Here is a 23502-nt window from a genome sequence, read left to right on the forward strand (position 1 = left end):
ATTGGCCCCGCCACACCGCCCCTGCATCGCAGAAGGTGGCGTCAGGGTCAATGACGGCCGGATCAGCCTTCGTCTTCGTCCTCCACCTCGTCAAAATGGGCAGACCGCCCGCCGGATTTCGAAGTGGTGACCACGCCCAGCGATTTCAGCTTGCGGTGCAGCGCCGAGCGTTCCATGCCGACGAAATTGGCGGTCCGGCTGATATTGCCGCCAAAACGGTTGATCTGGGTCAGCAGATATTCGCGTTCAAACACTTCGCGCGCCTCGCGCAGTGGCAGAGTTGCCATCGCGCCGCCCAGCACCAGCCGCCCGTTGCCCTCGACCACTGCTTCCTGCCCCGGCAGTTCAGTGGCCTCGATCGCGCCATGGGCTTCGCCCAGAATCAGCACCCGTTCGATCACGTTGCGCAACTGGCGCACGTTGCCCGGCCAGGCGGTGGTCTGCAGCATCGCCTCGGCCTCTTGGGTCAGCTGGCGCATCGGCAAACCTTGGGTGCGGTGGAACAGGTCGATGAAATGCCGGGTCAGTTCCGGAATATCCTCGCGCCGTTCCTCCAGACTGGGCACCGGGATCGGCACCACGTTCAGCCGGTCATACAGCTCCTGCCGGAACCGGCCCGCTGCAATTTCCGCCCGCAGATCGCGGGTGGTGGAGGAAATCACCCGCAGATCCACCCTCACCTTGTCGGTGCCACCGGCGCGGGTGAACTGCTGCTCGACCAGAACGCGCAGAATTTTGGACTGGGTGCCGACCGGCATATCGGCAACTTCGTCGAAGTAAACAACGCCGCCATGTGCCTGTTCCAACAGGCCTTTTTCAATCCCGCGCTCGGTGGTTTCGCGCCCGAACAACACCTCTTCCATCCGGTCGGGTTCTACCGTTGCCGAAGACACACTGACAAAAGGCGCGCTCGCGCGGTTGGAATTGGAATGGATGAAGCGCGCCGCCATTTCCTTGCCGCTGCCGGATGGCCCGGTCAGCATCACCCGGCCATTCGACTTGGTGACCTTTTCCAGCTGCGCCTTGAGCGCGCGAAACGCCGGGCTGGAGCCGAGCATTTCCGAACTCGTCACCTCACGCCGGCGCAGATCGGCGTTTTCGCGGCGCAACCGGCTGGTTTCCATCGCGCGGCTGACCACGACCATCAACTGATCAATGTTGAACGGCTTTTCGATGAAGTCATAAGCCCCCTGCTTGATCGCCGCGACCGCAATCTCGATATTGCCGTGACCCGAGATGATCACCACCGGCACATCGGGGTTGTCCCGTTTCACGGTTTTCAGAATGTCGATCCCGTCCATCCGGCTGTCCTTCAGCCAGATGTCCAGGATCATCAGACTGGGCGGATCGGCATTGATCTCGGCCATGGCATCGTCGGAATTTCCTGCCAGACGAATGGCATAGCCTTCGTCCTTCAGAATATCCCCGATCAGTTCCCGGATGTCTTTTTCGTCATCAACGATCAGAATGCTCATCTCAGCCTCCCTGGCCCTGTGCGACCATGTTGTTGCGCGCCCGTTTGCGGGTCAGGCGCGGCAGATGCAGCTCTGCCATCGCGCCCGCATGGGCATTTCCGTCAAAAACCGGGGCATCCAGCAGTGCCAGTGTGCCGCCGTGTTCCTCAATGATCTTCTTCACAATCGGCAGGCCAAGCCCGGTGCCCTTTTCGCGGGTGGTCACATAGGGCTCGAACAACCGCGCGCGATCGGGGGGCAGTCCGATGCCATTGTCCATGATGCGGATGGTCACGCCGTCTTCATCAGGCGCCATCTCTACCCGAATTTCGGGAACCAGCCCCGCCGGAGCACCCTTTTCCTGCAAGGTTTCAATGGCTTCGCCTGCGTTCTTGATCAGATTTGTCAGCGCCTGATTGATCATGGTCGCATCCAGTTCCATCACAAGCGGCATGTCGGGGATGACCGAGACAAAGCGCACCAGTGGCTGGCCGCTTTCCTGCAAGGTCACCGCATCGCGCAACAGCCGGGTCAGATCGGTTTCGCGGCGGTCAGGTTCGGGCATCCGGGCGAATTTTGAAAACTCATCAACAATGCGCCGCAAGTCATTGGTCTGCCTTACAATAACGTCAGTGTACTGTTCCAGATCGGCGGGTTCGTTCACCTGATCGCGGAACTTGCGCTTGATCCGTTCGGCCGACAGCGCGATCGGGGTCAGCGGGTTCTTGATCTCATGCGCGATGCGCCGGGCCACATCGCCCCAGGCAGCCATGCGCTGCGCGCTGACCAGATCGGTCACATCGTCAAAGGCCACCACATAACCTTCCAGCCGCCCGGTGTCGCTGCGCCGCATGCTCATCCGCACCAGCAGGCTTTCCAGCTTGCCCTTGCGGGTCAGCCGCACCTCTTCCTGCACGCCGCCGCTGTTGCTGTCGCGCAAGCGGTCGAACAGCGGCGCAAACTCTGGCACCGCTTCGGCCAGTGGCATGTCTTCGACGCCGTTGGTCATGTCCAGCAGCCGCTCGCCGGCGCGGTTTACAAAGTCGATCTGGCCATCGGAATTCAACCCGATCACCCCGGCTGTGACATTCGACAGCACCGAATCGAACAACCGCCGCCGCCGTTCGGTCTGGCGGTTGTTTTCGATCAGCGCCTCCCGCTGGCCCTTGAGCTGCCGGGTCATCTGGTTGAAAATCCGCCCCAGCATGGCGATTTCATCATCGCCGGGCTCTTCCTTGACCTGCACATCCATATCGCCGCCGCCCACGCGCTGCGCCGCCCCGGCCAGACGGCCGACAGGTTTCGACAGCCGCTCGGCAAACCAAAGGCCCAGCCATGTCGCAGCCAGGATCAGGATGATGGCAAAGCCCAGATAGATCAGGCCAAAGTTGAGCAGAACCCTGCCCCGGTCCGCCTCCAGCTGGTTGTAAAGCCGCACGGTTTCGCGGGTGGAATCCAGCAGCGACAGCAGTTCGCCGTCGACGGTGCGGCTGACGTAAAGATAGCGGTCCACATAAGCGTCTAGCGCGACCACAGCGCGGAATTCGTCATTTTCCCAATCCTCGATCACCTGCGGCCCCTCGGTCCGGGCGCGGGTCAGGGCCTCGGCGGGCGGGGTTTCGAAATCGAACAGATAGGAGCGCTGGCCACGGGTCAGCAGGGTGCCGCTGCCGTCGATCAGAAACGCCTCTTTCAGCCCACGCTGCACTGCCGCCTGCCCCTGCGACAATAAGGGGCGCAGACCGTCATCGGGCAGGAAAAACGTCGATTGCTTGGCGACGTTCAGATAGGCGCCCAGCGAGGTGGCATCCTCGATCAGGTCATCGCGGCTCTGGCGGTGATAAGCCTGCGCTGCCGACAGCGAGGTGCCAACCACCGAGCGGACCCGGTCGGAAAACCAGCCCTCCAGCCCGATGTTGACCGTCAGCACCGCAAACACCGCGACCAGCACTGTCGGCACCAGAGCGACCAGCGCAAACACGCCCGACAGCCGCAGATGCAGGCGCGAGCCTGCCGACTGGCTGCGTCGGTCTGACACCAGCCGCGCCACCCGCGCCAGCACCAGGGCTGCCACCACAAGAATGTAGACCAGATCGGCCAGCAGAACCAGACGCAGCGCCGGGCTGTTGGAGCCTTGACTGAACGGGCCAAGCGTCAGAAAGGTCAGAACCGCCAGCACCGGCCCCAGAAACACCAAGCCGAACGTGGTTGCCGTCTGCACGCGGCGTTGCCTGCGCAAGCGCGCCAGCCGTTCCCAGGCTGCTGATCCCAACGCACGCTGCACTCGTCCCCGACCCCCGATGCGGGCGCGTCATCCGTGCCCGTTCCGCCACATCTGGTGCCGTTTTCGCCATGGGGCGGGAACGACACGCTTGATGTTGCGGTTTTACATCAGCTTGCGCCTCCGTGTCACGCGGATATCGAGGTCGGTGATCTTCTTGCGCAAGGTATTGCGGTTGATGCCCAGCAGATCGGCACATTTTGCCTGATTTCCCGCCGTGGCATCCAGCGCGATTTCGATAAGCGGCATCTCTACTTCGCGCAGAATCCGCTGGTAAACGCCTGCGGGGGGCAGATGGCCGCCGTGCAGATCAAAATACCGCTTCAGATGACGCGCCACCGAGGCCGACAGCTTTTCATTCTCACCCCCGCCTTTCAGCGGCTCCATCACCGGCTGATTGCCCAGCACCGATTCGACCTCGGCGCGGGTGATTTCGGCCTCGGAAGAGGTGACCATCAGCCGGCGCAGGGTATTTTCCAGCTGGCGCACATTGCCCGGCCAGGAGTAGCCGCGCACCAGATCACGGGCATCGTTCGACAATCGCCGTACAGCACCCATGTCCCGCTCGCCGCGGGTCAGGAAATGGTCGGCCAGCAGCGGGATGTCATCGACGCGTTCGCGCAAAGACGGCACATGCAGGGTCACGCCAGACAGGCGGTAGTACAGATCCTGACGGAACGCCCCCGCCTCCATCCGCGCGGACAGATCAACCTGACTGGTGGCCATGATGCGCGGCGCACCATCGCCCATCAGATCCAGCATCCGCACGATCCGGGCCTGGGTGTCATCGTCGTAATCGGCCACCTCGTCAAACACCAGACTGCCGCCCTTGGCCCGCGACAGCAGGGTGGACGGGCCATCGACGCCCTGCAGATCACCGGCCTGCGCCACCACAAAGGGCTGGCTGCGCCGGTCTGAGAAATCGTGGATCGCGCGCGAGATCAGGCTTTTGCCGGTGCCCGACTCGCCGGTGACCAGCACCGCCAGATCGGTGTTCATCACCCGCGCCACCAGCCGGTACAGCGCCTGCATCGCAGGCGTGCGCCCGACCAGCGGCAGGTCATCGCCCGCCTCGCGCAGCGGTTGCACCGGAATTTTCGGCGCGCGGCGTTTCTGCTCCAGCGCCCGGGCCGAGCGTTTCATCAGGTCGGGCAGATCGAACGGTTTGGGCAGGTAATCATAGGCCTCGGCCTCGGCGGCCTGAATCGCGGTCATGATGGTGTTCTGGGCTGAGATCACGATCACCGGCAGGCCGGGCCGCATCTTGCCGATGCGCGGCAGCGCGTCCAGACCATTGCCATCGGGCATGATCACATCAGAGATCACCAGATCGCCCTTGCCCTCTTCGACCCAGCGCATCAGCGTCATCAGGCTGGAGGTTGCATGAACCTTGCAGCCCGCCCGCGTCAGGGCCTGAGTCAGCACGGTGCGGATCGTGCGGTCGTCATCTGCGACCAGAACAGTGCCGTCCATCAGTTGCTCTCCATCTTCTTGGGGGCCACGGGAAGCGAGACACGAAACGCGGTGCGCCCTGGCACCGAGTCGACCTGAACCCAGCCTTCGTGGTCGGAAATGATCTTTGAAACCAAAGCAAGGCCCAGCCCGGTGCCGTTTTCACGCCCCGAGACAAAGGGTTCAAAGATATCGGTGGCGATTTCCGGCGGGATGCCGGGGCCGTCGTCGATGATTTCAACCGTCAGCGGCAGCACCGAAGGCGAGCCGGTCTTGCGGCGCAGACGCAGCGACAGGTCATAAAAGGTGCGCAGGCGGATGGTGCCCGGCTGGCCCTTGCTGGCCTCGGCCGCGTTCTTGATCAGGTTCAGGAACACCTGCATCAGCTGATCGGGGTCGGCGAGGGTCAGGGGCAAGGACGGATCGTAATCCTCGACAATCTGCATATGCGCGGCAAAGCCCACCATGGCCGATTTGCGGGCCCGGTCCAGCGCATCATGGATGTTGACCGCCCGCCGGTCTGGCGGGCGCAGGTTGCCGAATTGCTCCACCTGCTCCAGCAGTTTGACGATGCGGCGCGTCTCCTCGACGATCAGATCGGTCAGCTCGCGGTCTTCGGCATTGGCGTTCATGCTGATCAGCTGCGCTGCGCCCGAGATGCCCGCCAGCGGGTTCTTGATCTCATGCGCCAGCATCTCGGCCATGCCGATGGCGGATTTGGCGGCCGATTTCACGCTCATCGACCGGCCCAGACGGTCGGCAATGTCGCGCGGGCTGATCAGCAGCATCAGGTAGTCGGAATTGTCGTGCATCGGCGCGACCTGCACATTGCATTGCACCGGCGCGCGTTCGCCCGTCGTCACATCGACATCATTGATGAAAATGGTGGACTGATTGGCCCGGGCGCGCGAAAACGCCTCTTCCATCGGGGCGTCAATCGACAGCCGGTCCAGCGCGGGCTGGCCAATCAGCGACCGCGAGGAGGCGTTGAAAAACGTCTCACCCGCCGGGTTCACCTCGGTGATGCGCCCGTCAAGGCCCAGCAGCAGCGCCGGAATCGGCAGGCTGGCCCAGATCACCCCCGGCACCGGGTATGGCGTGCGATACGGGGTCATGCGGCGGCCCCGCTCACATGGGTTGCGCCCGGTTCGGCAAAGCTGGCGTGGATCAGGCGGATCACCTGTGCCGGGTCGTCACTGGTGACGATGGCGGTGCGATGGGTCAGCGCGCCCGCCGCTTCCAGATACCAGGACAGATGCTTGCGACCCGTCTTGATGCCCAGAGCGCGGCCATAGAACGACAGCTGCGCCTCATAATGCCCGGCGATCAGATCGGCCAGTGCCGCACCTTGCGGCACCTGTGGCGCGGGTGTGCCGTAGAGCGCATGGGCAATCTCCGCCAGCCGCCAGGGCGCGCCTTGGGCCCCGCGCCCGACCATCACGCCATCGGCCCCCGACTGCTCCAGCGCGCGGGCGGCAGAGGCGGCGTCGGTGATGTCGCCATTGGCGATGACCGGAATACCCACCGCCTGTTTGACCGCGCGGATTGCGGCCCAGTCGGCGTTGCCCTTGTAAAACTGGTTCCGGGTGCGGCCGTGAATGGTGATCATGCGGATGCCCGCCGCCTCGGCCCGTGCCGCAATCTCGGGCGCGTTCAGGCTGTCATGGTCCCATCCCAACCGGGTTTTGAGCGTCACCGGCAGCTTGACCGCCCCGACCACCGCCTCGATCAGCGCGACCGCCAGATCCGGCTCGCGCATCAGCGCCGATCCGCAGGCCCCGTTGCCGCCTGCCGCTGTCACCCGCTTGGCCGGGCAGCCCATGTTGATGTCGATCACCTGCGCGCCCTGGCTTTCCGCATAGCGCGCGGCCTCGGCCATCCAATAGGGATCACGCCCCGCCAGCTGCACCGAAGTTGCCGCCTCACCAAACCCCAGCTCGGCCTTGGCCCGCGCCAAGGGCTGTGCGCGCATCACGTCTTCGCTCGCGATCATCTCGGACACGACCAGACCCGCCCCGAACCCGGCGACAACCCGGCGGAACGGCAGATCGGTGATCCCGGCCAAAGGGGCCAGCAGCACCGGAGGGTCGATGGTAAGACTGTCGAGCGAGAGAGCCAATTGCACAATCCTTATGCGCCTGTGGTGGAGGTAATCCTGTTTGACGGGGATAACAAAGGCGCAGCGTCAATAAAACGGTTGAAAAACATGCAATGCCTGAAATTTAGGCAATAGCGCGTGGTTTCTGCGCACGTTGCGCAAGTCTTTCCCCTGATTTAAGCAGGAGGCGAAGAGAGGTGCCATGACCACAGCCGCCATCATCGTCGCCGCAGGCCGGGGCACCCGGGCCGGGGGGGATCTGCCGAAACAATGGCAAGATCTGGCGGGCGAACCCGTGCTGACCCATACCATCCGCGCCTTTGCCGGGCAAGTTGACCGTGTGGTGCTGGTGATCCACCCCGAAGACCATGCCCGCGCCGCGCCGTATGGCCTGCCGATGGTCGAAGGCGCTGCAACGCGGGCGGGGTCGGTGCGCAACGCGCTGGACTGGCTGGAGGGTCAGGGCGTGACCAAGGTGCTGATCCATGACGGTGCGCGCCCGCTGGTCTCGGCTTCGGTGATCGGCGCGGTGTTGCAGGCGCTGGACCGGGCCACGGGCGCGGCCCCTGCCCTGCCGGTGACCGATGCGCTGTGGCGCGGCGGCGCGACCGTGGACGGCACCGCCCCGCGCGAGGGCTTGTGGCGCGCGCAGACGCCCCAAGGCTTTCGTTTTGACGCCATCCTGGCTGCACATCGTGCCCATCCGGGCAATGCGGCGGATGATGTCGAGGTGGCGCGCTGGGCGGGTCACAGCGTGGCGATTGTGCCGGGCGATGAGGACAATCTGAAACTGACCTACGCGCAGGATTTCACCCGCGCGGCCAGGCTTCTGAGGGGGCGAGATATGGATATACGGCTGGGCAATGGCTATGACGTGCATGCCTTTACCGCAGGCGATCATGTCTGGCTCTGCGGGGTCAAGGTGCCGCATGGCAAGGCGTTGCTGGGCCATTCGGATGCCGATGTCGGCATGCATGCGCTGACCGATGCGATCTATGGCGCTTTGGCCGAGGGCGATATCGGCGTGCATTTCCCGCCCAGTGACCCGCAATGGAAAGGCGCGGAAAGCCGGATCTTTCTGCGCCACGCCATGAGCCGGGTCAGGGCGCGCGGCTATAGCATCGCCAATTGCGATGTGACTTTGGTCTGCGAACGGCCCAAGATCGGGCCACATCAGGCAGAGATGCGGGCGGCTCTGGCCGCGATCATGGGAGTCGACATGGACAGGATCAGCGTCAAGGCCACCACCTCGGAACGCCTCGGCTTTACCGGGCGGGAAGAGGGCATCGCGGCGCTGGCCACCTGCGCGCTGGTGCGGGCATGACCGCCAGAATGATCCGGGCCATCACCACATTCGGCTATGTCGGCCTGCTGCGCCCCGCGCCGGGCACGTGGGGATCCGCCGTGGCTGTGGCGCTGGGCCTTGCGATTGATCATCTGCTGGGCTTTCCGGCGCTGGTCGTGGCCACGGTCGCGGTGACGCTGCTGGGGTTCTGGGCCTGTGAACAGGCCCTGCGCGACCGGCCCGGCGATGACCCGTCCGAGATCGTCATTGACGAGGTGGCGGGGCAATGGATCGCGCTGCTGTTCCCCGCCGCCGCGTTCTGGTCGCGCGGGATCGAGGATTGGGCGCTGGCCGCCTATCCCGGCTGGGTGGCGGCGTTCCTGTTCTTTCGCCTGTTCGACATCTGGAAGCCCTGGATCATCGGCCGCGCTGACCGGCGCGGCGATCCGACTGGGGTGATGCTGGATGATCTGTTGGCCGGGGTATTTGCCGGAGTGGCGGTGCTGGTCGCGGCGGGCGTGGCGCATGGGGTCTTGATGTGACGCAGGCTAAACAGGTTCTGGCACTGGCGCGGGCAAAGGGTGTTCTGATTGCCACGGCCGAAAGCTGCACCGGCGGGTTGATCTCGGCCGCGCTGACCGAGGTGGCAGGCTCGTCGGATGTGTTTGACCGGGGCTTTGTCACCTATTCCAACCAAGCCAAGCAAGAGATGCTGGGGGTGCAGGCGCAGACCCTGACCGATTTTGGTGCGGTCAGCGAAGAGGTCGCGCGCGAAATGGCGTCCGGCGCGCGGCTGCGCGCAGGCGTCGGGCTGGCGGTGTCGGTCACTGGTATCGCCGGGCCGGGTGGGTCGGAGTTCAAGCCCGAGGGCCGGGTGTGCTTTGGCCTCGCGCTGGAGGGGCGCGATGTGCAGACCGAAACGGTGGAGTTTGGCGCAATCGGGCGGGCGCAGGTGCGTCAGGCGACGGTCGCACATGCGCTGGTGCTGCTGGAACGGGCCTTGCATCAGGCCTGAGCCGCCGGGTTAATCCAGCGCCCGCCTGGGAGTAGAACCTCACTCCACGCCCGGCACCTTTTTCAGATAGGCCGCCACCGCCGCCCGGTCGCTTTCGGGCAGCTGCGCCATGTTCTCGATCACCGGCACCATATGGCCGCCCGCCGAATCGTAGTCGGGGGTAAAACCGCTGGTGAGGTATTCGACAATTTCACCCTCGCTCCATGTCAGCTTGGCCGGGGTGATGTTGGGAATTGTGCCCTGCCCCGACGGATTGGGCGCGCCAGCCAGCCAGCGGCTGGTGTCCAGCCCGCCAAGCGCGTTGCGCGGCGTGTGGCATTCGCCGCAATGGGCCATCGCCTCGGCAATGTAGCGGCCCCGGGTCTCGGCCTCGGTCAGATCGCCCTGCACCACGAAATCGCTGTCGCTGTTGAGCAGTTTCCAGCCGCCCACCAGCCTGCGGATGCTGAACGGAAAGCCGATCTGATGCGGCTGGCTGGGGGTGGCATCGGGGGGCAGGGTTTGCAGGAACGTATAAAGATCGACCACGTCCTGCGGCTGCATCCGCGCATAGGACCAATAGGGCAAGGCCGGATAATAATGCGCGCCACCGGGCGAAACGCCACGCTGCAGGGCATTGGCCAGATCCATCAGCGACCAGCCGCCGATGCCCTGCTGCGGGTCCGGGCTGATGTTGGGCGCAAGGAAGGTGCCGAAATCAGACGGGAATGCCTGCCCGCCCGCCAGAACCAGCTTTGCCTCGCCCGTGGCGCCCGGTGCCATGTGGCACGAGGCGCAGCCGGTGGCGTGAAACACCGCCTCGCCGCGAACAACATCTCCGGTCAGACCGGCAAAGGTATCGGCGGGCAAGGGCGCAGGTCGGGTCAGAGCCCAGAACGCCGCCGCCCCGACCACAGCAGCGGCAAGGATAAAAAGGAACAGGCGGCGCATGGCAACTCCTTGGCTTTGCTGCGGTCAGAGGCAGGCTAGCGGATTTATGGCCCGCCGGGCATCACCTTTTTGCCAGTGCCCGACGTGGCCGGTATTTCAGGGCCTGACCTTTTGCGGCGTCAGCGCCTCTGGCCAGCCCCAGAAATACTCGAATCCGAAGATCACGAAACAGACCAGCACAACGCCCACCACCAGCTTGACCCGCGCCCAGGATGGCGGATTGCGCGCCCATTTCGCCATGCGCAGGAACCAGATCGGGTTCATGGCGCATCCTCGGTAAAGCGGACCTTGCCAATGAATGGCAGGTTGCGGTTGCGTTGGGCAAAGTCGATCCCATAGCCCACGACAAATTCATCGGGGATCTCAAATCCGGTCCAGTCGGCCTTGACCGCCACCTCGCGGCGCGAGGGTTTGTCGAGCAAAGCGCAGACCTTCAGCCGTGCCGGTTCGCGGGCTTTGAGCAGGTGGATGACATGGCTGAGCGTAAAGCCGGTGTCGACGATATCCTCGACCAGAAGCACATCGCGCCCGGCAATCTCACCGCGCAAGTCCTTGAGAATGCGTACTTCTCTGGAAGAATGCATGGCGTTGCCGTAGCTGGAGGCCTCCAGGAAATCGACCTCCACCGGCAGGTCCAACTCGCGCACCAGATCGGCGATGAAGACGAAAGATCCGCGCAACAGGCCCACCACCACCAGCTTGTCGGTGCCGGTAAAATGCATGGTTATCTCGCGCGCCAGCTCTTCAACCCGTGCGGCGATGGACTTGGCACTGATCATCTGGTCGATCACATAAGGTCGTTGCGTCATGGCGTCCCCTTGATTTCTGCGCGCTTTCTATCGAAAAGCACGGACCGAGTCACGGAACCTGCTGATGCCAACCCATAACGAAACCCGTTTTCTGCCCTATAGCGCGCAACAGATGTATGATCTGGTGGCCGATGTCGGGTCATATCCGCAATTTCTGCCGTGGAACTCGGCGGCTCGTATCCGGTCGCGCGAGGTACAGCCCGACGGGTCAGAGGTGATGGAGGCGGATCTGGTGATCAGCTTCAAGGTGTTCCGCGAACGCTTTGGCAGCCGGGTGGTGCTGTGGCCGGCTGAGCAGCGGATCGAGACCGAATATCTGGACGGCCCGTTCCGCCACATGCGGTCAACCTGGCGGTTCCGCGAGGCGGCGGGCGGTTGCGAGGTTGATTTCTTTGTCGATTTCGAATTCCGCAACGCGATTTTGCAAGGGATCATCGGTGTGGTGTTCAACGAGGCGATGCAACGGATCGTGCGGGCCTTTGAACGCCGGGCAGCCGAATTGTACGGCCGGCGCTGAACTGCGACCGTTGATCCAATTGAGCGCCTGCGGCGCGTTGTCTTTATCTCGTCGCACGCCAAAGGGCGTGTCTCCTCGGGAAAAGAGCGCGCCGCGCGGGAGTATTTGGGAAAGCAGCAAAGCCAGGTCGGGCTTTGCTGCCATTGATACCAGGCTCAGGCCCGGCCGAGTTTGGCCAGACGCGCGGCGCGCAGTTGCGCGAAATCATCGCCCGCGTGGTATGACGACCGGGTGAGCGGCGTGGCCGAGACCATCAGGAACCCTTTGCCATAGGCGGCGGTCTCAAAGTTCTTGAACTCATCCGGGGTGACAAAACGGTCAACCCGGTGGTGTTTCGGAGTCGGCTGCAGATACTGGCCGATGGTCAGGAAATCGATGTCGGCACTGCGCATGTCATCCATCACCTGCAGCACCCCGGCCCGGTCCTCGCCCAGGCCGACCATGATGCCGGATTTGGTGAACAGGGTCGGGTCCAGTTCCTTGACCCGCTGCAACAGGCGCAAGCTGTGGAAATAGCGCGCGCCGGGGCGCACTTCGAGATAGAGGCCGGGCACGGTTTCCAGATTGTGGTTGAACACATCGGGCCGCGCCTCGACCACCTTTTCCAGCGCCGAGGGCGGGCATTTCAGGAAATCGGGGGTCAGGATCTCGATCGTGGTGTTGGGCGCGCGATGGCGTACGGCGCGGATGGTCTGGGCGAAATGCTCGGCCCCGCCGTCGTCCAGATCGTCGCGGTCCACAGAGGTGATGACCACATGGTTCAGGCCCAGTTCGGCGACCGCATGGGCCACGCGGCCCGGCTCGAACGCGTCAAGGGTTTGCGGCTTGCCGGTGGCGACGTTGCAGAAGGTGCAGCCACGGGTGCAGATCTCGCCCATGATCATCATGGTGGCGTGGCCCTGCGACCAGCATTCGCCAACATTGGGGCAACCCGCCTCTTCGCAGACGGTGACCAGCTTTTTCTCTTTCAGGATGTCGCGGGTGCGCTTGTAGCCCTCAGAGGTGGGCGCGCGCACCCGGATCCAGTCCGGTTTCCGGGGCTGGGCGTTGTCTGGGCGGTGCGCCTTTTCCGGGTGCCGCTGATCGGGAAGGGTAAGATCGCGCAATTTGGCCTCCGCAAACCATGCTGTGATTCATATCTAGCCCGATCCGGGGTCGCGCACAACCTGCCCTGCGGACGCAAGGGGTTGCGTGCCGCGCATGGCAGCATCGTGCGGCGGGACAAGGCAAAGGCCCCTGCCCCACCCCCGGAGGTCAGCCGATGAAATTGCGACGCTCGCAGGTGTTTTCCTCATAATGGCGGCGCAGCCGTTGCAGGGCGATGCGCAGCACGATCTTGCCCGAACGGGCGGCCCAGCCCATCCGCTTTTCCGCCGCCTCGATGCCTTCGAGAAAGCAGCACACCCGCAGCGCCACATCGCCCAAACCGGGGCCGAGGTCACGCAGCGCCGCCGCCACCCGGTCGCGCGCCCGGCCCGGCCCTTCGCCGTGACCGGCATCGGGGCGAAAGCTGCCCCGGTCACCGGCGGTCAGGAACCGTTCCCAGTTCTGCGCCACCCGCGGCCCCATCTGCGCCAGCTCGAAATCTTCGCGCAGGCGTTCAGCGGCCCGGATCAGGTCGTTTTCCAGAAACGGCTTGCCATCCTTGTCGCGCCGCCGCCCCAACACGGCCAGCGGGCTTTCTGCCAGATTGTAGCGGATCTTGCGCGAAGCGCCGCCCTCTTCGATCTGGCGGTCGTCCCAGATCCGGTGCTGATTGGCAAAGGGCATCGGCGCTTCGGCCAACCCGGTCTGATGGGCCTGCCGGGCCAGATCGCTGTCGTCGATCATCCGTTTCAGCGCGGCCCGGCCTGCGGTGGTGATCTCATAGGTTGTCACCCGCCCCTTTTTGCGGCAGCTGATCCAGTCTTTGACCGCAAAGGCCTGTGCGACGGCGCGGTCCAGCACCCCGGTCCGTGCCTGCTGGCCATCGGGGAATTCGCGCAGCACCACTGCCTTTTCCAGATCGGGGGCAATGGCCAGCACCGCCCCCGGTTCGGCCAGCCGGCGCAGAATGCGGCGGCCCTCACGCGACAGCGTGGCTTCGTCAAGATGCAGTGATCTGGGATTAACGGTCATGGGCGTGGCTTCCTCTCTGTCTGGAGCCATCGTCCTGCCGCCCAACAGGGCCAGAGCTTCATCCACCAGCGGGTCTTCGCGGCGGGCTTCGCAGCGGCGGACCTGACGCATCACGGTAGAGGCATGGCCTCCGCTGCGGCGCACCAGTTCCCGGAACGTCACCCCGACCCCGGTATGGTCAAGGTAGAGTCTGACGTCGGCGGGCAACCACTCGGGCAAACTGAATTCGGCGGACAGGTTCGATGTCATCTGCGTTTCCGGTGCCGCCGTGCGGTTTCCTGACCCACTCAAGGTTAACACAACCTGAACGGAACCGGTTACGCATTGGTTAATGTATCGGGTCGAACTCGGCGGACCTGCGGATAATTGATGAAGAAAGTGAAACGATTTCGAACAGACCGCGCGGTTATCCACATAAAATGCAACGCAAGGTTGAGGGATTTATGCTGTCTCGGAAACAATGAGGAGCCGTTCCATGTCAGACTTCCGCACCCTGCTTGCCGATCTGCGCCGCCCCCGTCTGCTGATGCACGCGGCCCGTTTTGGCGTGGCCGATTATCGGCGCGACCGTGATCTGAAACGGCTGATCAGCCTGCCCGCCTCGCCCGAGGCGACGGTGCGCCAGTTGCTGACACAAGAAGATAAACTGGAGCAGAACCGTCAGCGCGGCGATGCGGCCTATTCGATCACCCGTCATATCGAGGTGCTGATCGCGCTGCTGGCGGAAACCCCGGTGGTGATGCGCGGGGCGTGAGCGCGCGTGAACAGAAAACGGCCCGTCGGGGTGACGGGCCGTTGGTCTGATCCCTCGCGGTCAGCCCGCTGATCTCCGGCTGTTCAGATGAAGGCGTCGGGCATCGACGCCTTTTTCTGTGCCACATAGGCATCGAGCGCCTCGCGCGTGCCAGCGTCCAGCGCCGGTTGCTGATAGTCTCCAAGCTGCTTTTTCACCCGTTCCGCCGCCAGAGCTTGGGTGTCGCGCGCACCCTCTTCGGCCCAGGTCTCGAACGGTTTGTAGTCGAACAGATCCGACCGCCAGAACGCCGATTTGAAATTGGCCTGCGTGTGCTCGCAGCCCAGGAAATGCCCGCCCGGACCCACCTCACGCAACGCATCCATCGCTTGCCCGTTGGTGTCCATCATCACGCCTTGCGCCAGATGGTGCAGCGTGCCCAGCTGATCGGCATCCATCACGAATTTCTCGTAGGAACTGACCAGCCCGCCCTCCAGCCAGCCACAGGAATGCAGCATGAAATTCACCCCGGCCAGCAGCGCCATGTTCAGGCTGTTGGCGGTCTCATAGGCCGCCTGCGCATCGGGCAGCTTTGATCCGCAGAACGCCCCGCCCGAGCGATACGGCAGGTTCAGCCGCCGCGCCAGCTGACCCGCGCCATAGGTGATGTGTGCCGCTTCCGGCGTGCCAAAAGTTGGCGCGCCCGAGTTCATGTCGATACTGGTCACAAACGCGCCAAAGATCACCGGCGCACCGGGCCGCACCAGCTGGCTATAGGCCACACCCGCCAACACCTCGGCCAGAACCTGCGTCAGCGTGCCGGCCACCGTCACCGGGGCCATGGCTCCGCCCACGATAAAGGGCGAGATGATTGACGCCTGATTGGCCCGCGCAAACACCTCCAGCGCGCCCATCATGATGCCGTCAAAGGTCAGCGGGCTGTTGATGTTGATGAGCGAGGTCATCACCGTGTTCTGGTCAACGAAATCCGCCCCGAACAGGATCTTCGACATCTCCACCGAATCCTCGGCCCGGCTGGGTTCGGTCACTGACCCCATATAGGGCTTATCCGACAGCACCATATGGGCGTGCAGCATATCCAGATGGCGCTTGTTCACCGGCACATCGGTCGGCTCGCAAACCGTGCCGCCCGAATGGTGCAGCCATTTCGACATGTAGCCCAGTTTCACAAAGTTCTGGAAATCGGCAATCGTCGCATAGCGCCGCCCGCCTTCCAGATCGCGCACAAAGGGCGGGCCATAGACCGGGGCCAGCACCAGATTGCGGCCTCCCACCTCGACATTGCGTGCCGGGTTGCGGGCGTGCTGGGTATAGCTGGACGGCGCGGTTGCACACAGCTTGCGCGCCAGACCGCGCGGGATCCGCACCCGCTCGCCCTGCACATCTGCACCGGCCGCTTTCCACAGCGCCAGAGCCGCGGGGTTTTCCACGAAATTGACGCCGATCTCTTCCAGAACCGTGTCGGCATTCCACTCGATGATCTCCAGCGCCTCGGCGTTCAGGATCTCGAAATTCGGAATGTTGCGCTGAATGAACTTTGCCGTTTCCAGCGAAACCGCCGTGCGCTCTGCGCGCCGTGCCGACCCGCCGCCGCCGCGTGCCCGGCGCCCCTCAGTCGCAACTTCGCTCATGTCGAACCCTCCAAAGCCTGTTTGCCGCCCTTATGCCGCCATTGCCTGACAACATGGACCCCGTTTCCGTCACTTGGCACCCAAAAACGACATGCGCCCGGCCCACGCTTCTGACCCTCCGCATTCATCTTGGCCCAAATACTCATCTTCCTGATCTCCGCCTGCGATGCGATCTGACCCGCGCGGCACCGCTTTCCCCTCTTGCGATTCTGCGTGGCCCTTCGTATGCGGGCGCATGACCCATCATGACCGCCTTCTCATCATCGACTTCGGCTCTCAGGTAACGCAGCTGATCGCGCGCCGCCTGCGTGAGCTGAACGTCTATTGCGAAATCCATCCGTTCAACAAGGTTGACGATGCCTTTCTGGCCGAGTTTGCGCCGAAAGCCGTGATCTTTTCGGGCGGGCCGTCTTCGGTATTTGCGCCCGGTGCGCCGATGCCGCCGCAGACGGTATTCACCCTGGGCGTGCCGATCCTGGGGATCTGCTATGGCCAGCAGGTGATGATGCATTGCCTGGGCGGTCTGGTGGAACGCGGTCACGGCACCGCCGAATTCGGCCGTGCCTATGTCACGCCAAGCGGCTCGGGTCTGGCGCTGCTTGATGGCTGGTTCGATCCCAATACCACCGCAGGCCGCGAACAGGTCTGGATGTCGCACGGCGACCATGTGTCGAAAATCGCGCCGGGGTTTGAGGTGTTCGGCACCTCGCCCAATGCGCCCTTTGCCATCACCGCCGATCCGTCGCGGCATTTCTATGCGGTCCAGTTCCACCCCGAGGTCCACCACACCCCCAAGGGCGCGAAGCTGTACGAGAATTTCGTGAAACTGGCGGGGTTCAAGGGTGACTGGACCATGGGGGCCTACCGTGATGAGGCCATCCGCAAGATCCGCGAACAGGTCGGCGACGCAAAGGTGATCTGCGGGCTGTCGGGCGGGGTCGATTCTTCGGTCGCCGCCGTGCTGATCCATGAAGCAATCGGCGACCAGCTCACGTGCGTGTTCGTCGATCACGGCCTCTTGCGGCTGGGGGAGGCCGAACAGGTCGTCACCATGTTCCGCGACAACTACAACATGCCGCTGATTCATGCCGACGAATCCGAGCTGTTTCTCGGCGCGCTCGAAGGGGTCTCCGATCCCGAGATCAAGCGCAAGACCATTGGCCGCCTGTTCATCGACGTGTTCCAGAAACACGCCACCGAAGTCGGCGGCGCGAAATTCTTGGCGCAGGGGACACTCTACCCCGATGTCATCGAATCGGTGTCGTTCAGCGGCGGCCCCTCGGTCACCATCAAATCGCACCACAATGTCGGCGGTCTGCCGGAAAAGATGGGGCTGAAACTGGTCGAACCGCTGCGCGAGCTGTTCAAGGATGAGGTGCGCGCGCTTGGCCGCGAACTCGGCCTGCCCGCCAGCTTTATCGGCCGCCACCCCTTCCCCGGTCCCGGTCTGGCGATCCGCTGCCCGGGTGAGATCACGGTGGAAAAGCTCGACATTCTGCGCAAGGCGGATGCGGTCTATATCGACCAGATCCGCAAGCATGGGCTGTATGACGACATCTGGCAGGCCTTTGCCGCCATCCTGCCAATGCGCACCGTGGGCGTGATGGGCGACGGGCGCACCTATGATTTCGCGCTGGCCCTGCGCGCGGTCACCTCAGTGGATGGTATGACCGCCGATTATTACCCGTTCACCCATGATTTTCTGGGTGAAACCTCGACCCGGATCATCAACGAGGTGCCGGGGATCAACCGGGTGTTCTACGACTGCACCAGCAAGCCACCGGGCACGATCGAACTGGAGTGAGCCACGGTTTTCGGTAGAAAATCGTCTCTCCCCCCTTGTCCGCCTTACGCATCCACGTCACCCTTTGGCCTGACCACAAAAGGGTGACGCCATGATCCGGCTCAAAGGCCATCTGATCTGCATGACCGAGGCCGAGGCGCAGACCGTGCGCGCTCATGTGCCTGAGCATATCCGGCTGACACGGCTTGAGCCCGGTTGTCTGTCGTTTGACGTGGTGCAGACCGATGATCCGCTGATCTGGGATGTGCAGGAAACCTTTCGCACCCGTGACGATTTCGACGCACATCAGACCCGCACCCGCGCCAGCCACTGGTTTGAGTCGACCCGCCATATCCTGCGCGATTTCCGGGTCGAGGATCTGCCTGACTGAGCGCTCTGGACAGTCCGCACGCCAGCGGCCAGAACAGGCGCATGAACACGCCCGCCCCCTATCGCCCGCTTGCCGCCGTCTTCTGGATGCTGGGCTCTGTCGTCTCGTTTACCGGCATGGCGATTGCCGGTCGGCAATTGCAGGGCGTGCATGACACGTTCGAGATCATGGCCGCGCGGTCCTTTGTCAGTTTCTTTCTGGTGATCGCTGCTGCGGTGGCCATGGGCAGGCTGCGTGATATCAGTGGGGTCCGGCTGGGCGGGCATGCCCTGCGCAATGTGGTGCATTTCACCGGTCAGAATCTGTGGTTCTTTGCGCTGACACTGATTCCCCTTGCTCAGCTGATCGCCATCGAATTCACCTCGCCGCTCTGGGTCATCCTGCTGTCACCACTGCTGCTGGGTGAGCGGATCACGGGGCCGCGCGCAGTTGCGGCGGGTTTGGGCTTTGTCGGCATCCTGATCGTGGTGCGCCCGGACTTTAACACGCTGAATCTGGGAGTGCTGGCGGCAGCCGGGGCCGCGGTGTGCTTTGCGGCAACCAATATCGCCACCAAGCGTCTGGCGCGTGATGTCACGATCCTGTCGATTCTGTTCTGGCTGACCGTAATGCAGTTCGTGTTCGGCACGGTTCTGGCCGCGATGGACGGCCATATCACCTGGCCCACCGCTGCTACCGCGCCCTGGCTGGCGCTGATCGGGGTGACCGGCTTGGTTGCGCATTTGTGCCTGACCTCTGCCCTGCGACTTGCCCCGGCCACCTTTGTCATGCCCGTTGATTTTATCCGCCTGCCGCTGATGGCGTTTGCAGGCGCGCTTTTGTATCAGGAACAGCTGGAGCCGCTGCTGTTTGCCGGCGCGGCGCTGATCCTTTTTGCCAATTGGATCAACATCCGATCCGAGACGCGAAAGACACACACACGCTGATTGATAGAATTATGACGCGGCGTCATTGATTGACCGTCATCGCCTGCGTCAATTAGCGTCATCACAGGGGAAATCCTGTATCGGGGATGAGGAAAACCATGAAAAAAATGATGATCGCAGCTGCAGCCGCAGCAGTGACGGCCGGTTCGGTTCAGGCGGGGGGCTTTGAACGCTCGGCCCTGCCGCTGGGCTTCATGTTTGAAAAAGGCAATTACGCTGAGCTGAGCTTTGGCTCGGTGTCGCCCAAAGTGTCGGGCGTGCTCGCTCCGATGCCGTCGGTCACGACGGGCAGCGTCCTGAAGGACTATACGACCTTTGGCTTTGCGGTCAAAACCGACATCAATGAAAAGCTGTCGCTGGGCCTAACCGTCGATCCGACCTTCGGGGCGGATGTGTTTTATCCGACCGGCACCGGCTTTCCGTTGGCCGGATCCTCCGCGAAACTGCGGGGCGAGACCATCGCCGCCGTCGCACGCTACAAGTTCAACGAAAACTTCTCGGTCCATGGTGGCCTCCGCTCTGTTGGCATCGGCGGTGATCTGTTCCTGCCCGCAGCAGGCAATTATCGCGCCAAGTTTGGCAATGACCGCGACCTTGGCTACCTGATCGGTGTGGCCTATGAAAAACCGGAAATCGCCCTGCGTGTGGCGCTGACCTATGCCTCCGAGACCAAGCACACGCTCAACACGTCGATTGCCGGTGTGCCGATGACCTTTGACGTGCCGGTCAAGCTGCCGCAATCGCTGACGCTGGATGCGCAGACCGGTATCGCAGCTGACACGCTGCTGTTTGGCTCGATCCGCTGGATGGACTGGTCCGTGACCCGGCTTGATGGTCCGCTGCTGCCACCTTCGGTCAACCCGCTGGTCAGCTACGATCACGACACCATCACCTATAACATCGGGATTGGACGAAAGTTCAGCGATGCGTTCTCGGGCGCGATCTCGATCGGCTATGAAAAGCATCATGGCGGTATTGTAGGGAACCTTGGCCCGACCGACGGACAGAAAAGCATTCAGATCGGCGGCACCTACACCCATCAGAACATGAAAATCACGGCTGGTGTACGCTACGTTGATATCGGCGATGCAATCGCGCTGCGGGGCAACAGCCGCTTTACCGGCAACAAGGCCGTCGCCGTCGGCATGAAGGTCGGCTTTTCCTTCTGATCCGCGCCGCCCGGAATGATCCTAGACCCGCCCCCTCACCGGGGCGGGTTTTGCATTGAAGGTGCAGGCCGGGGGCGGTAACTGTCAGGCGCAATGAAAAGGGCAAGGCGATGATCTACGCGACCGGGGCAGAGTATCTGGCAAGTCAGCAAAAGCGCGTGCTGCTGTTTGGCATGTCCGGTCTGGGCAAGACCCATCTGTCCGCCATGCTGCGCGACAGCCGCCCTGATGCGGGGGGCTGGTTTCATTACTCGGTCGATTACCGCATCGGCACCCGCTATATGAACGAATTCATCGCCGACAATTTCAAGCGCGAGGCGATGAAAGTGCCGCTGCTGCGCGAGCTGTTGATGACCGACTCGGTCTATATCGCGTCGAACATCACCTTTGACAATCTGGCGCCGCTGTCGACCTATCTGGGCAAACCTGGCGATCCGGCCAAGGGCGGGCTGCCCTTTGTCGAATACATGATCCGGCAAGAACAGCACCGCAAGGCCGAGGTTTCTGCCATGCTCGACACCGCACATTTCATCACCCGCGCAGATAATATCTATGGATATCAAAACTTTGTCTGCGATACCTCAGGTTCCATCTGCGAAGTGGTCGAGGCCCAGGATGCCGATGATCCGGTGATGCGGCAATTGTCGCAGAGCTTGCTGCTGGTCTGGATCAAAGGCTCTGACGATCACACCACCGAGCTGGTCCGCCGTTTTGACCGTGCGCCAAAGCCGATGTATTACCAGCCTGGGTTTCTTCATGCTGCGTGGGAAGAATACCGCGCAACCTATGACAAATCTGAGCAAACCTGCGACCCGGATCATTTCGTGCGCTGGACGTATGCACGTGCACTGGCCCATCGTCAGCCACGCTATGCCGCGATGGCGGGCTGGGGTGTGACCGTGATGGCGCAAGAGGTCGCAGCCGTCACAGACACCGATGATTTCAACGCCTTGATCGCCCGCGCCATTGATCGGCGCTGATCCGCACCCTACATCCCCGGCTCCAAAGGAAGCACCCCATGCCGATTACCCTGCCAGAGACCCTGCCCGCCTTTGACGTTCTGCGGAACGAAGGCGTCATGGTCATGTCGCCCGAACGCGCGGCGCGGCAGGATATCCGGCCACTGAAAATCGGGCTGCTCAACCTGATGCCGAAAAAGATCCAGACCGAAAACCAGTTTGCCCGTCTGATCGGGGCGACGCCGCTGCAGATCAATTTCGAGCTGATCCGCATGTCGGAGCACCAGACCAAAAACACCGCCGCCGAGCATATGGAAGCGTTCTATCGCCCGTTTCAGGAGGTGAAGGATGAAAAGTTTGACGGCCTGATCATCACCGGCGCGCCGATCGAGCATCTGGAGTTTGATGCGGTGACCTACTGGCAGGAACTCAGCGAAGTCTTTGAATGGACACAGACAAACGTTCAGTCCACCTTTGGCGTCTGCTGGGGTGGCATGGCAATGATCAACCATTTTCATGGCGTGAAAAAGCATCTGCTGGATCACAAGGCTTTTGGCTGCTTCCGTCATCGCAACCTTGCCCCCACCTCGCCCTATCTGCGCGGGTTTTCCGATGATTTCGTGATCCCCGTCAGCCGCTGGACCGAGATGCGGCAGGATGAGATCGACCGCAGCCCCGGCTTGCGCACCCTCTTGGGCAGTGATGAGGTCGGCCCCTGTCTGGTCGAAGACCCGGAGCATCGGGCGCTGTATATTTTCAACCACTTTGAATATGACAGCGACACGTTGAAACAGGAATATGACCGCGATATTGCCAATGGCACCGCGATCAATGTGCCGCAGAACTACTATACCGATGACAACCCCGCGATGCCGCCGCTGAATCGCTGGAGAAGTCACGCGCATCTCCTATATGGCAACTGGATCAACGAGATTTATCAGTCCACGCCCTATGACCCACAAGATATTGGCCGCTAGCGCGGCGCTCATCGGATTTGGCCTGATCGCCGCGACCAATGGCCGGCTGTCCGCACGGGAACAGGCGGCGGTGCAGTCGCATCCGCCGACCGGGCAGTTCGTGACGGTAGAGGGGGTGCAGGTCCATCTGCAGGTGGCAGGTGCTGGCCCGGATCTGGTGCTGATCCACGGCGCAAACGGCAATCTGCGCGAGTTTACCTTTGCACTGATGGACCAATTGACCGACCGCTACCGGGTGATCGCGGTGGACAGACCGGGCTTGGGTTATTCCGACCCACTGCCCGACAATGGCGCAAGTGTGCAGGATCAGGCGCGTCTGCTGCGGCAGGCGGTGGCGCAGATTGGCGTGCAAAATCCGATTGTTCTGGGCCAAAGCTACGGCGGCGCTGTTGCCCTGGCCTGGGCGTTGCAAGCGCGCCCCGCCGCATTGGTGCTGGTCTCGTCCCCGTCCTTGCCCTGGCCGGGGGAGCTGGATGCCTGGTATCGGATCACGGCGACACCGCTGGGGCGGGCTACGCTGGTGCCGCTGGCCTCGGCGTTTGTGTCGCACAGCTTTGTGCGCCGCACCATTGACCGGGTGTTCGCGCCCCAGACCACCCCGCCGGGATATGCCGACCATCTGGGCATCGGCCTGACCTTGCGCCGCGAGTCTATGGCGGCAAACATCATGCAGATCAACACCTTGCGCCCGCAAGTTGAGGTAATGCAGCATGATTACCCGCAGCTTGATCTGCCCATAGAGCTGGTGCATGGCGATGCCGATACCATCGTGCCGCTGCATATCCATTCAGCCCCCCTGATGGCATTGATTCCGCAGGGACATCTGACGGTGCTGCCCGGTGTCGGCCACATGCCGCACCACACCCATCCGGGGGCAGTGATTGCCGCGATCGACCGTGCCGCCACCCGCGCCGGATTGCGCTGAGCCGGGCAATCGCCATACTTGCCGTGAC

The 23502-nt window shown here is 62.9% G+C and carries 23 protein-coding genes; 12 read left to right on the forward strand and 11 right to left on the reverse strand.

Going from position 1 to position 23502, the window contains the following annotated elements; genetic code table 11:
* Positions 1-62: 62 nt before the first annotated feature.
* The 5 genes from ntrX to dusB form a co-directional block, all read right to left on the reverse strand.
* A complete protein-coding gene (gene ntrX, locus D1012_RS06940) occupies positions 63-1475 on the reverse strand; it encodes a nitrogen assimilation response regulator NtrX (protein WP_118150647.1) in 1413 nt (470 codons plus the stop codon).
* A 1-nt stretch (position 1476) separates the two neighbouring features.
* Positions 1477-3756 carry a sensor histidine kinase NtrY-like gene (locus D1012_RS06945; RefSeq protein WP_435530908.1) on the reverse strand — a complete coding sequence of 760 codons (2280 nt, stop codon included), beginning with the start codon at positions 3754-3756 and terminating at the stop codon, positions 1477-1479.
* 84 nt (positions 3757-3840) lie between these two features.
* Entirely contained in the window at positions 3841-5208 is a 1368-nt protein-coding gene (locus D1012_RS06950; RefSeq protein ID WP_118150649.1) for a response regulator, read from the reverse strand.
* Positions 5208-6302: a two-component system sensor histidine kinase NtrB gene (locus D1012_RS06955; protein WP_118150650.1), complete on the reverse strand. Its 1095-nt coding sequence runs from the start codon at positions 6300-6302 to the stop codon at positions 5208-5210. The genes D1012_RS06950 and D1012_RS06955 overlap by 1 nt, the downstream gene beginning before the upstream one ends.
* On the reverse strand, positions 6299-7306 hold the full coding sequence (dusB, locus tag D1012_RS06960) for a tRNA dihydrouridine synthase DusB (protein ID WP_118150651.1): 1008 nt from the start codon (positions 7304-7306) through the stop codon (positions 6299-6301). The genes D1012_RS06955 and dusB overlap by 4 nt, the downstream gene beginning before the upstream one ends.
* Before the next feature lie 181 nt (positions 7307-7487).
* Here dusB and D1012_RS06965 point away from each other — a divergent pair, with 181 nt between their 5' ends.
* The 3 genes from D1012_RS06965 to D1012_RS06975 are packed head-to-tail and all read left to right on the forward strand — an operon-like array spanning position 7488 to position 9585.
* Positions 7488-8609 (forward strand): bifunctional 2-C-methyl-D-erythritol 4-phosphate cytidylyltransferase/2-C-methyl-D-erythritol 2,4-cyclodiphosphate synthase, encoded by a 1122-nt coding sequence (locus D1012_RS06965; protein ID WP_118150652.1) that lies wholly within the window; start codon positions 7488-7490, stop codon positions 8607-8609.
* A complete protein-coding gene (locus tag D1012_RS06970) occupies positions 8606-9112 on the forward strand; it encodes a phosphatidylglycerophosphatase A family protein (protein ID WP_199489449.1) in 507 nt (168 codons plus the stop codon). Before D1012_RS06965 ends, D1012_RS06970 begins: the two co-directional genes overlap by 4 nt.
* Entirely contained in the window at positions 9109-9585 is a 477-nt protein-coding gene (locus tag D1012_RS06975) for a CinA family protein (RefSeq protein ID WP_118150653.1), read from the forward strand. Before D1012_RS06970 ends, D1012_RS06975 begins: the two co-directional genes overlap by 4 nt.
* A 39-nt stretch (positions 9586-9624) precedes the next feature.
* On the opposite strand, the gene D1012_RS06980 is transcribed toward D1012_RS06975, so the two are convergent.
* From D1012_RS06980 to hpt, 3 genes are all read right to left on the reverse strand, one after another.
* A complete protein-coding gene (locus D1012_RS06980; protein ID WP_118150654.1) occupies positions 9625-10515 on the reverse strand; it encodes a cytochrome c in 891 nt (296 codons plus the stop codon).
* A 96-nt stretch (positions 10516-10611) separates the two neighbouring features.
* Positions 10612-10779: a hypothetical protein gene (locus D1012_RS22785; RefSeq protein ID WP_199489450.1), complete on the reverse strand. Its 168-nt coding sequence runs from the start codon at positions 10777-10779 to the stop codon at positions 10612-10614.
* Positions 10776-11324: a hypoxanthine phosphoribosyltransferase gene (hpt, locus tag D1012_RS06985; RefSeq protein WP_118150655.1), complete on the reverse strand. Its 549-nt coding sequence runs from the start codon at positions 11322-11324 to the stop codon at positions 10776-10778. Before hpt ends, D1012_RS22785 begins: the two co-directional genes overlap by 4 nt.
* Positions 11325-11388: 64 nt before the next feature.
* On the opposite strand from hpt, the gene D1012_RS06990 reads away from it, so the two are divergent.
* Positions 11389-11841 (forward strand): type II toxin-antitoxin system RatA family toxin, encoded by a 453-nt coding sequence (locus D1012_RS06990; RefSeq protein WP_118150656.1) that lies wholly within the window; start codon positions 11389-11391, stop codon positions 11839-11841.
* 155 nt (positions 11842-11996) lie between these two features.
* Here the strand turns inward: D1012_RS06990 and lipA are convergent, their stop codons facing one another.
* Positions 11997-12947, reverse strand: coding sequence for a lipoyl synthase (gene lipA, locus D1012_RS06995; protein ID WP_118150657.1), 951 nt, complete (start codon positions 12945-12947; stop codon positions 11997-11999).
* A gap of 148 nt (positions 12948-13095) precedes the next feature.
* Complete coding sequence (locus D1012_RS07000) at positions 13096-14208, reverse strand: DUF6456 domain-containing protein (RefSeq protein WP_118151128.1); 1113 nt, start codon at positions 14206-14208, stop codon at positions 13096-13098.
* A 226-nt stretch (positions 14209-14434) separates the two neighbouring features.
* Here D1012_RS07000 and D1012_RS07005 point away from each other — a divergent pair, with 226 nt between their 5' ends.
* A complete protein-coding gene (locus D1012_RS07005) occupies positions 14435-14713 on the forward strand; it encodes a DUF6477 family protein (RefSeq protein WP_118150658.1) in 279 nt (92 codons plus the stop codon).
* 83 nt (positions 14714-14796) lie between these two features.
* Here the strand turns inward: D1012_RS07005 and D1012_RS07010 are convergent, their stop codons facing one another.
* Positions 14797-16344, reverse strand: a complete 1548-nt coding sequence (locus D1012_RS07010; RefSeq protein ID WP_118150659.1) for a trimethylamine methyltransferase family protein — start codon at positions 16342-16344, stop codon at positions 14797-14799.
* 235 nt (positions 16345-16579) lie between these two features.
* On the opposite strand from D1012_RS07010, the gene guaA reads away from it, so the two are divergent.
* The 7 genes from guaA to D1012_RS07045 all read left to right on the forward strand — a co-directional run bounded on the left by guaA (position 16580) and on the right by D1012_RS07045 (position 23474).
* The gene (gene guaA, locus D1012_RS07015) at positions 16580-18148 is read left to right on the forward strand and encodes a glutamine-hydrolyzing GMP synthase (RefSeq protein WP_118150660.1); all 1569 of its coding nucleotides are present in this window, start codon (positions 16580-16582) and stop codon (positions 18146-18148) included.
* A 91-nt stretch (positions 18149-18239) separates the two neighbouring features.
* On the forward strand, positions 18240-18518 hold the full coding sequence (locus D1012_RS07020) for a putative quinol monooxygenase (protein ID WP_118150661.1): 279 nt from the start codon (positions 18240-18242) through the stop codon (positions 18516-18518).
* Between the two features lie 41 nt (positions 18519-18559).
* Complete coding sequence (locus tag D1012_RS07025; RefSeq protein WP_199489451.1) at positions 18560-19444, forward strand: DMT family transporter; 885 nt, start codon at positions 18560-18562, stop codon at positions 19442-19444.
* Between the two features lie 98 nt (positions 19445-19542).
* On the forward strand, positions 19543-20613 hold the full coding sequence (locus D1012_RS07030) for a hypothetical protein (protein ID WP_118150662.1): 1071 nt from the start codon (positions 19543-19545) through the stop codon (positions 20611-20613).
* Between the two features lie 110 nt (positions 20614-20723).
* Positions 20724-21593, forward strand: coding sequence for an ATPase (locus tag D1012_RS07035; RefSeq protein ID WP_118150663.1), 870 nt, complete (start codon positions 20724-20726; stop codon positions 21591-21593).
* Positions 21594-21631: 38 nt separating this feature from the next.
* A complete protein-coding gene (gene metA, locus D1012_RS07040) occupies positions 21632-22549 on the forward strand; it encodes a homoserine O-acetyltransferase MetA (RefSeq protein WP_118150664.1) in 918 nt (305 codons plus the stop codon).
* Positions 22524-23474, forward strand: a complete 951-nt coding sequence (locus tag D1012_RS07045; RefSeq protein ID WP_118150665.1) for an alpha/beta fold hydrolase — start codon at positions 22524-22526, stop codon at positions 23472-23474. Before metA ends, D1012_RS07045 begins: the two co-directional genes overlap by 26 nt.
* Positions 23475-23502: the final 28 nt, after the last annotated feature.

The sequence above is a fragment of the Pseudotabrizicola alkalilacus genome, from assembly GCF_003443995.1.
GTDB lineage: Bacteria > Pseudomonadota > Alphaproteobacteria > Rhodobacterales > Rhodobacteraceae > Pseudotabrizicola > Pseudotabrizicola alkalilacus.

What these genes read in the sequence shown, in the direction of transcription:
- ntrX (WP_118150647.1), bottom strand. Translation starts at nt 1,475, where the DNA reads ATGAGCATTCTGATCGTTGATGACGAAAAAGACATCCGGGAACTGATC.
- D1012_RS06950 (WP_118150649.1), bottom strand. Translation starts at nt 5,208, where the DNA reads ATGGACGGCACTGTTCTGGTCGCAGATGACGACCGCACGATCCGCACC.
- D1012_RS06955 (WP_118150650.1), bottom strand. Translation starts at nt 6,302, where the DNA reads ATGACCCCGTATCGCACGCCATACCCGGTGCCGGGGGTGATCTGGGCC.
- D1012_RS06965 (WP_118150652.1), top strand. Translation starts at nt 7,488, where the DNA reads ATGACCACAGCCGCCATCATCGTCGCCGCAGGCCGGGGCACCCGGGCC.
- D1012_RS06970 (WP_199489449.1), top strand. Translation starts at nt 8,606, where the DNA reads ATGACCGCCAGAATGATCCGGGCCATCACCACATTCGGCTATGTCGGC.
- D1012_RS06980 (WP_118150654.1), bottom strand. Translation starts at nt 10,515, where the DNA reads ATGCGCCGCCTGTTCCTTTTTATCCTTGCCGCTGCTGTGGTCGGGGCG.
- D1012_RS22785 (WP_199489450.1), bottom strand. Translation starts at nt 10,779, where the DNA reads ATGAACCCGATCTGGTTCCTGCGCATGGCGAAATGGGCGCGCAATCCG.
- hpt (WP_118150655.1), bottom strand. Translation starts at nt 11,324, where the DNA reads ATGACGCAACGACCTTATGTGATCGACCAGATGATCAGTGCCAAGTCC.
- D1012_RS06990 (WP_118150656.1), top strand. Translation starts at nt 11,389, where the DNA reads ATGCCAACCCATAACGAAACCCGTTTTCTGCCCTATAGCGCGCAACAG.
- D1012_RS07000 (WP_118151128.1), bottom strand. Translation starts at nt 14,208, where the DNA reads ATGACATCGAACCTGTCCGCCGAATTCAGTTTGCCCGAGTGGTTGCCC.
- D1012_RS07005 (WP_118150658.1), top strand. Translation starts at nt 14,435, where the DNA reads ATGTCAGACTTCCGCACCCTGCTTGCCGATCTGCGCCGCCCCCGTCTG.
- D1012_RS07010 (WP_118150659.1), bottom strand. Translation starts at nt 16,344, where the DNA reads ATGAGCGAAGTTGCGACTGAGGGGCGCCGGGCACGCGGCGGCGGCGGG.
- guaA (WP_118150660.1), top strand. Translation starts at nt 16,580, where the DNA reads ATGACCCATCATGACCGCCTTCTCATCATCGACTTCGGCTCTCAGGTA.
- D1012_RS07020 (WP_118150661.1), top strand. Translation starts at nt 18,240, where the DNA reads ATGATCCGGCTCAAAGGCCATCTGATCTGCATGACCGAGGCCGAGGCG.
- D1012_RS07025 (WP_199489451.1), top strand. Translation starts at nt 18,560, where the DNA reads ATGAACACGCCCGCCCCCTATCGCCCGCTTGCCGCCGTCTTCTGGATG.
- D1012_RS07030 (WP_118150662.1), top strand. Translation starts at nt 19,543, where the DNA reads ATGAAAAAAATGATGATCGCAGCTGCAGCCGCAGCAGTGACGGCCGGT.
- D1012_RS07035 (WP_118150663.1), top strand. Translation starts at nt 20,724, where the DNA reads ATGATCTACGCGACCGGGGCAGAGTATCTGGCAAGTCAGCAAAAGCGC.
- metA (WP_118150664.1), top strand. Translation starts at nt 21,632, where the DNA reads ATGCCGATTACCCTGCCAGAGACCCTGCCCGCCTTTGACGTTCTGCGG.
- D1012_RS07045 (WP_118150665.1), top strand. Translation starts at nt 22,524, where the DNA reads ATGACCCACAAGATATTGGCCGCTAGCGCGGCGCTCATCGGATTTGGC.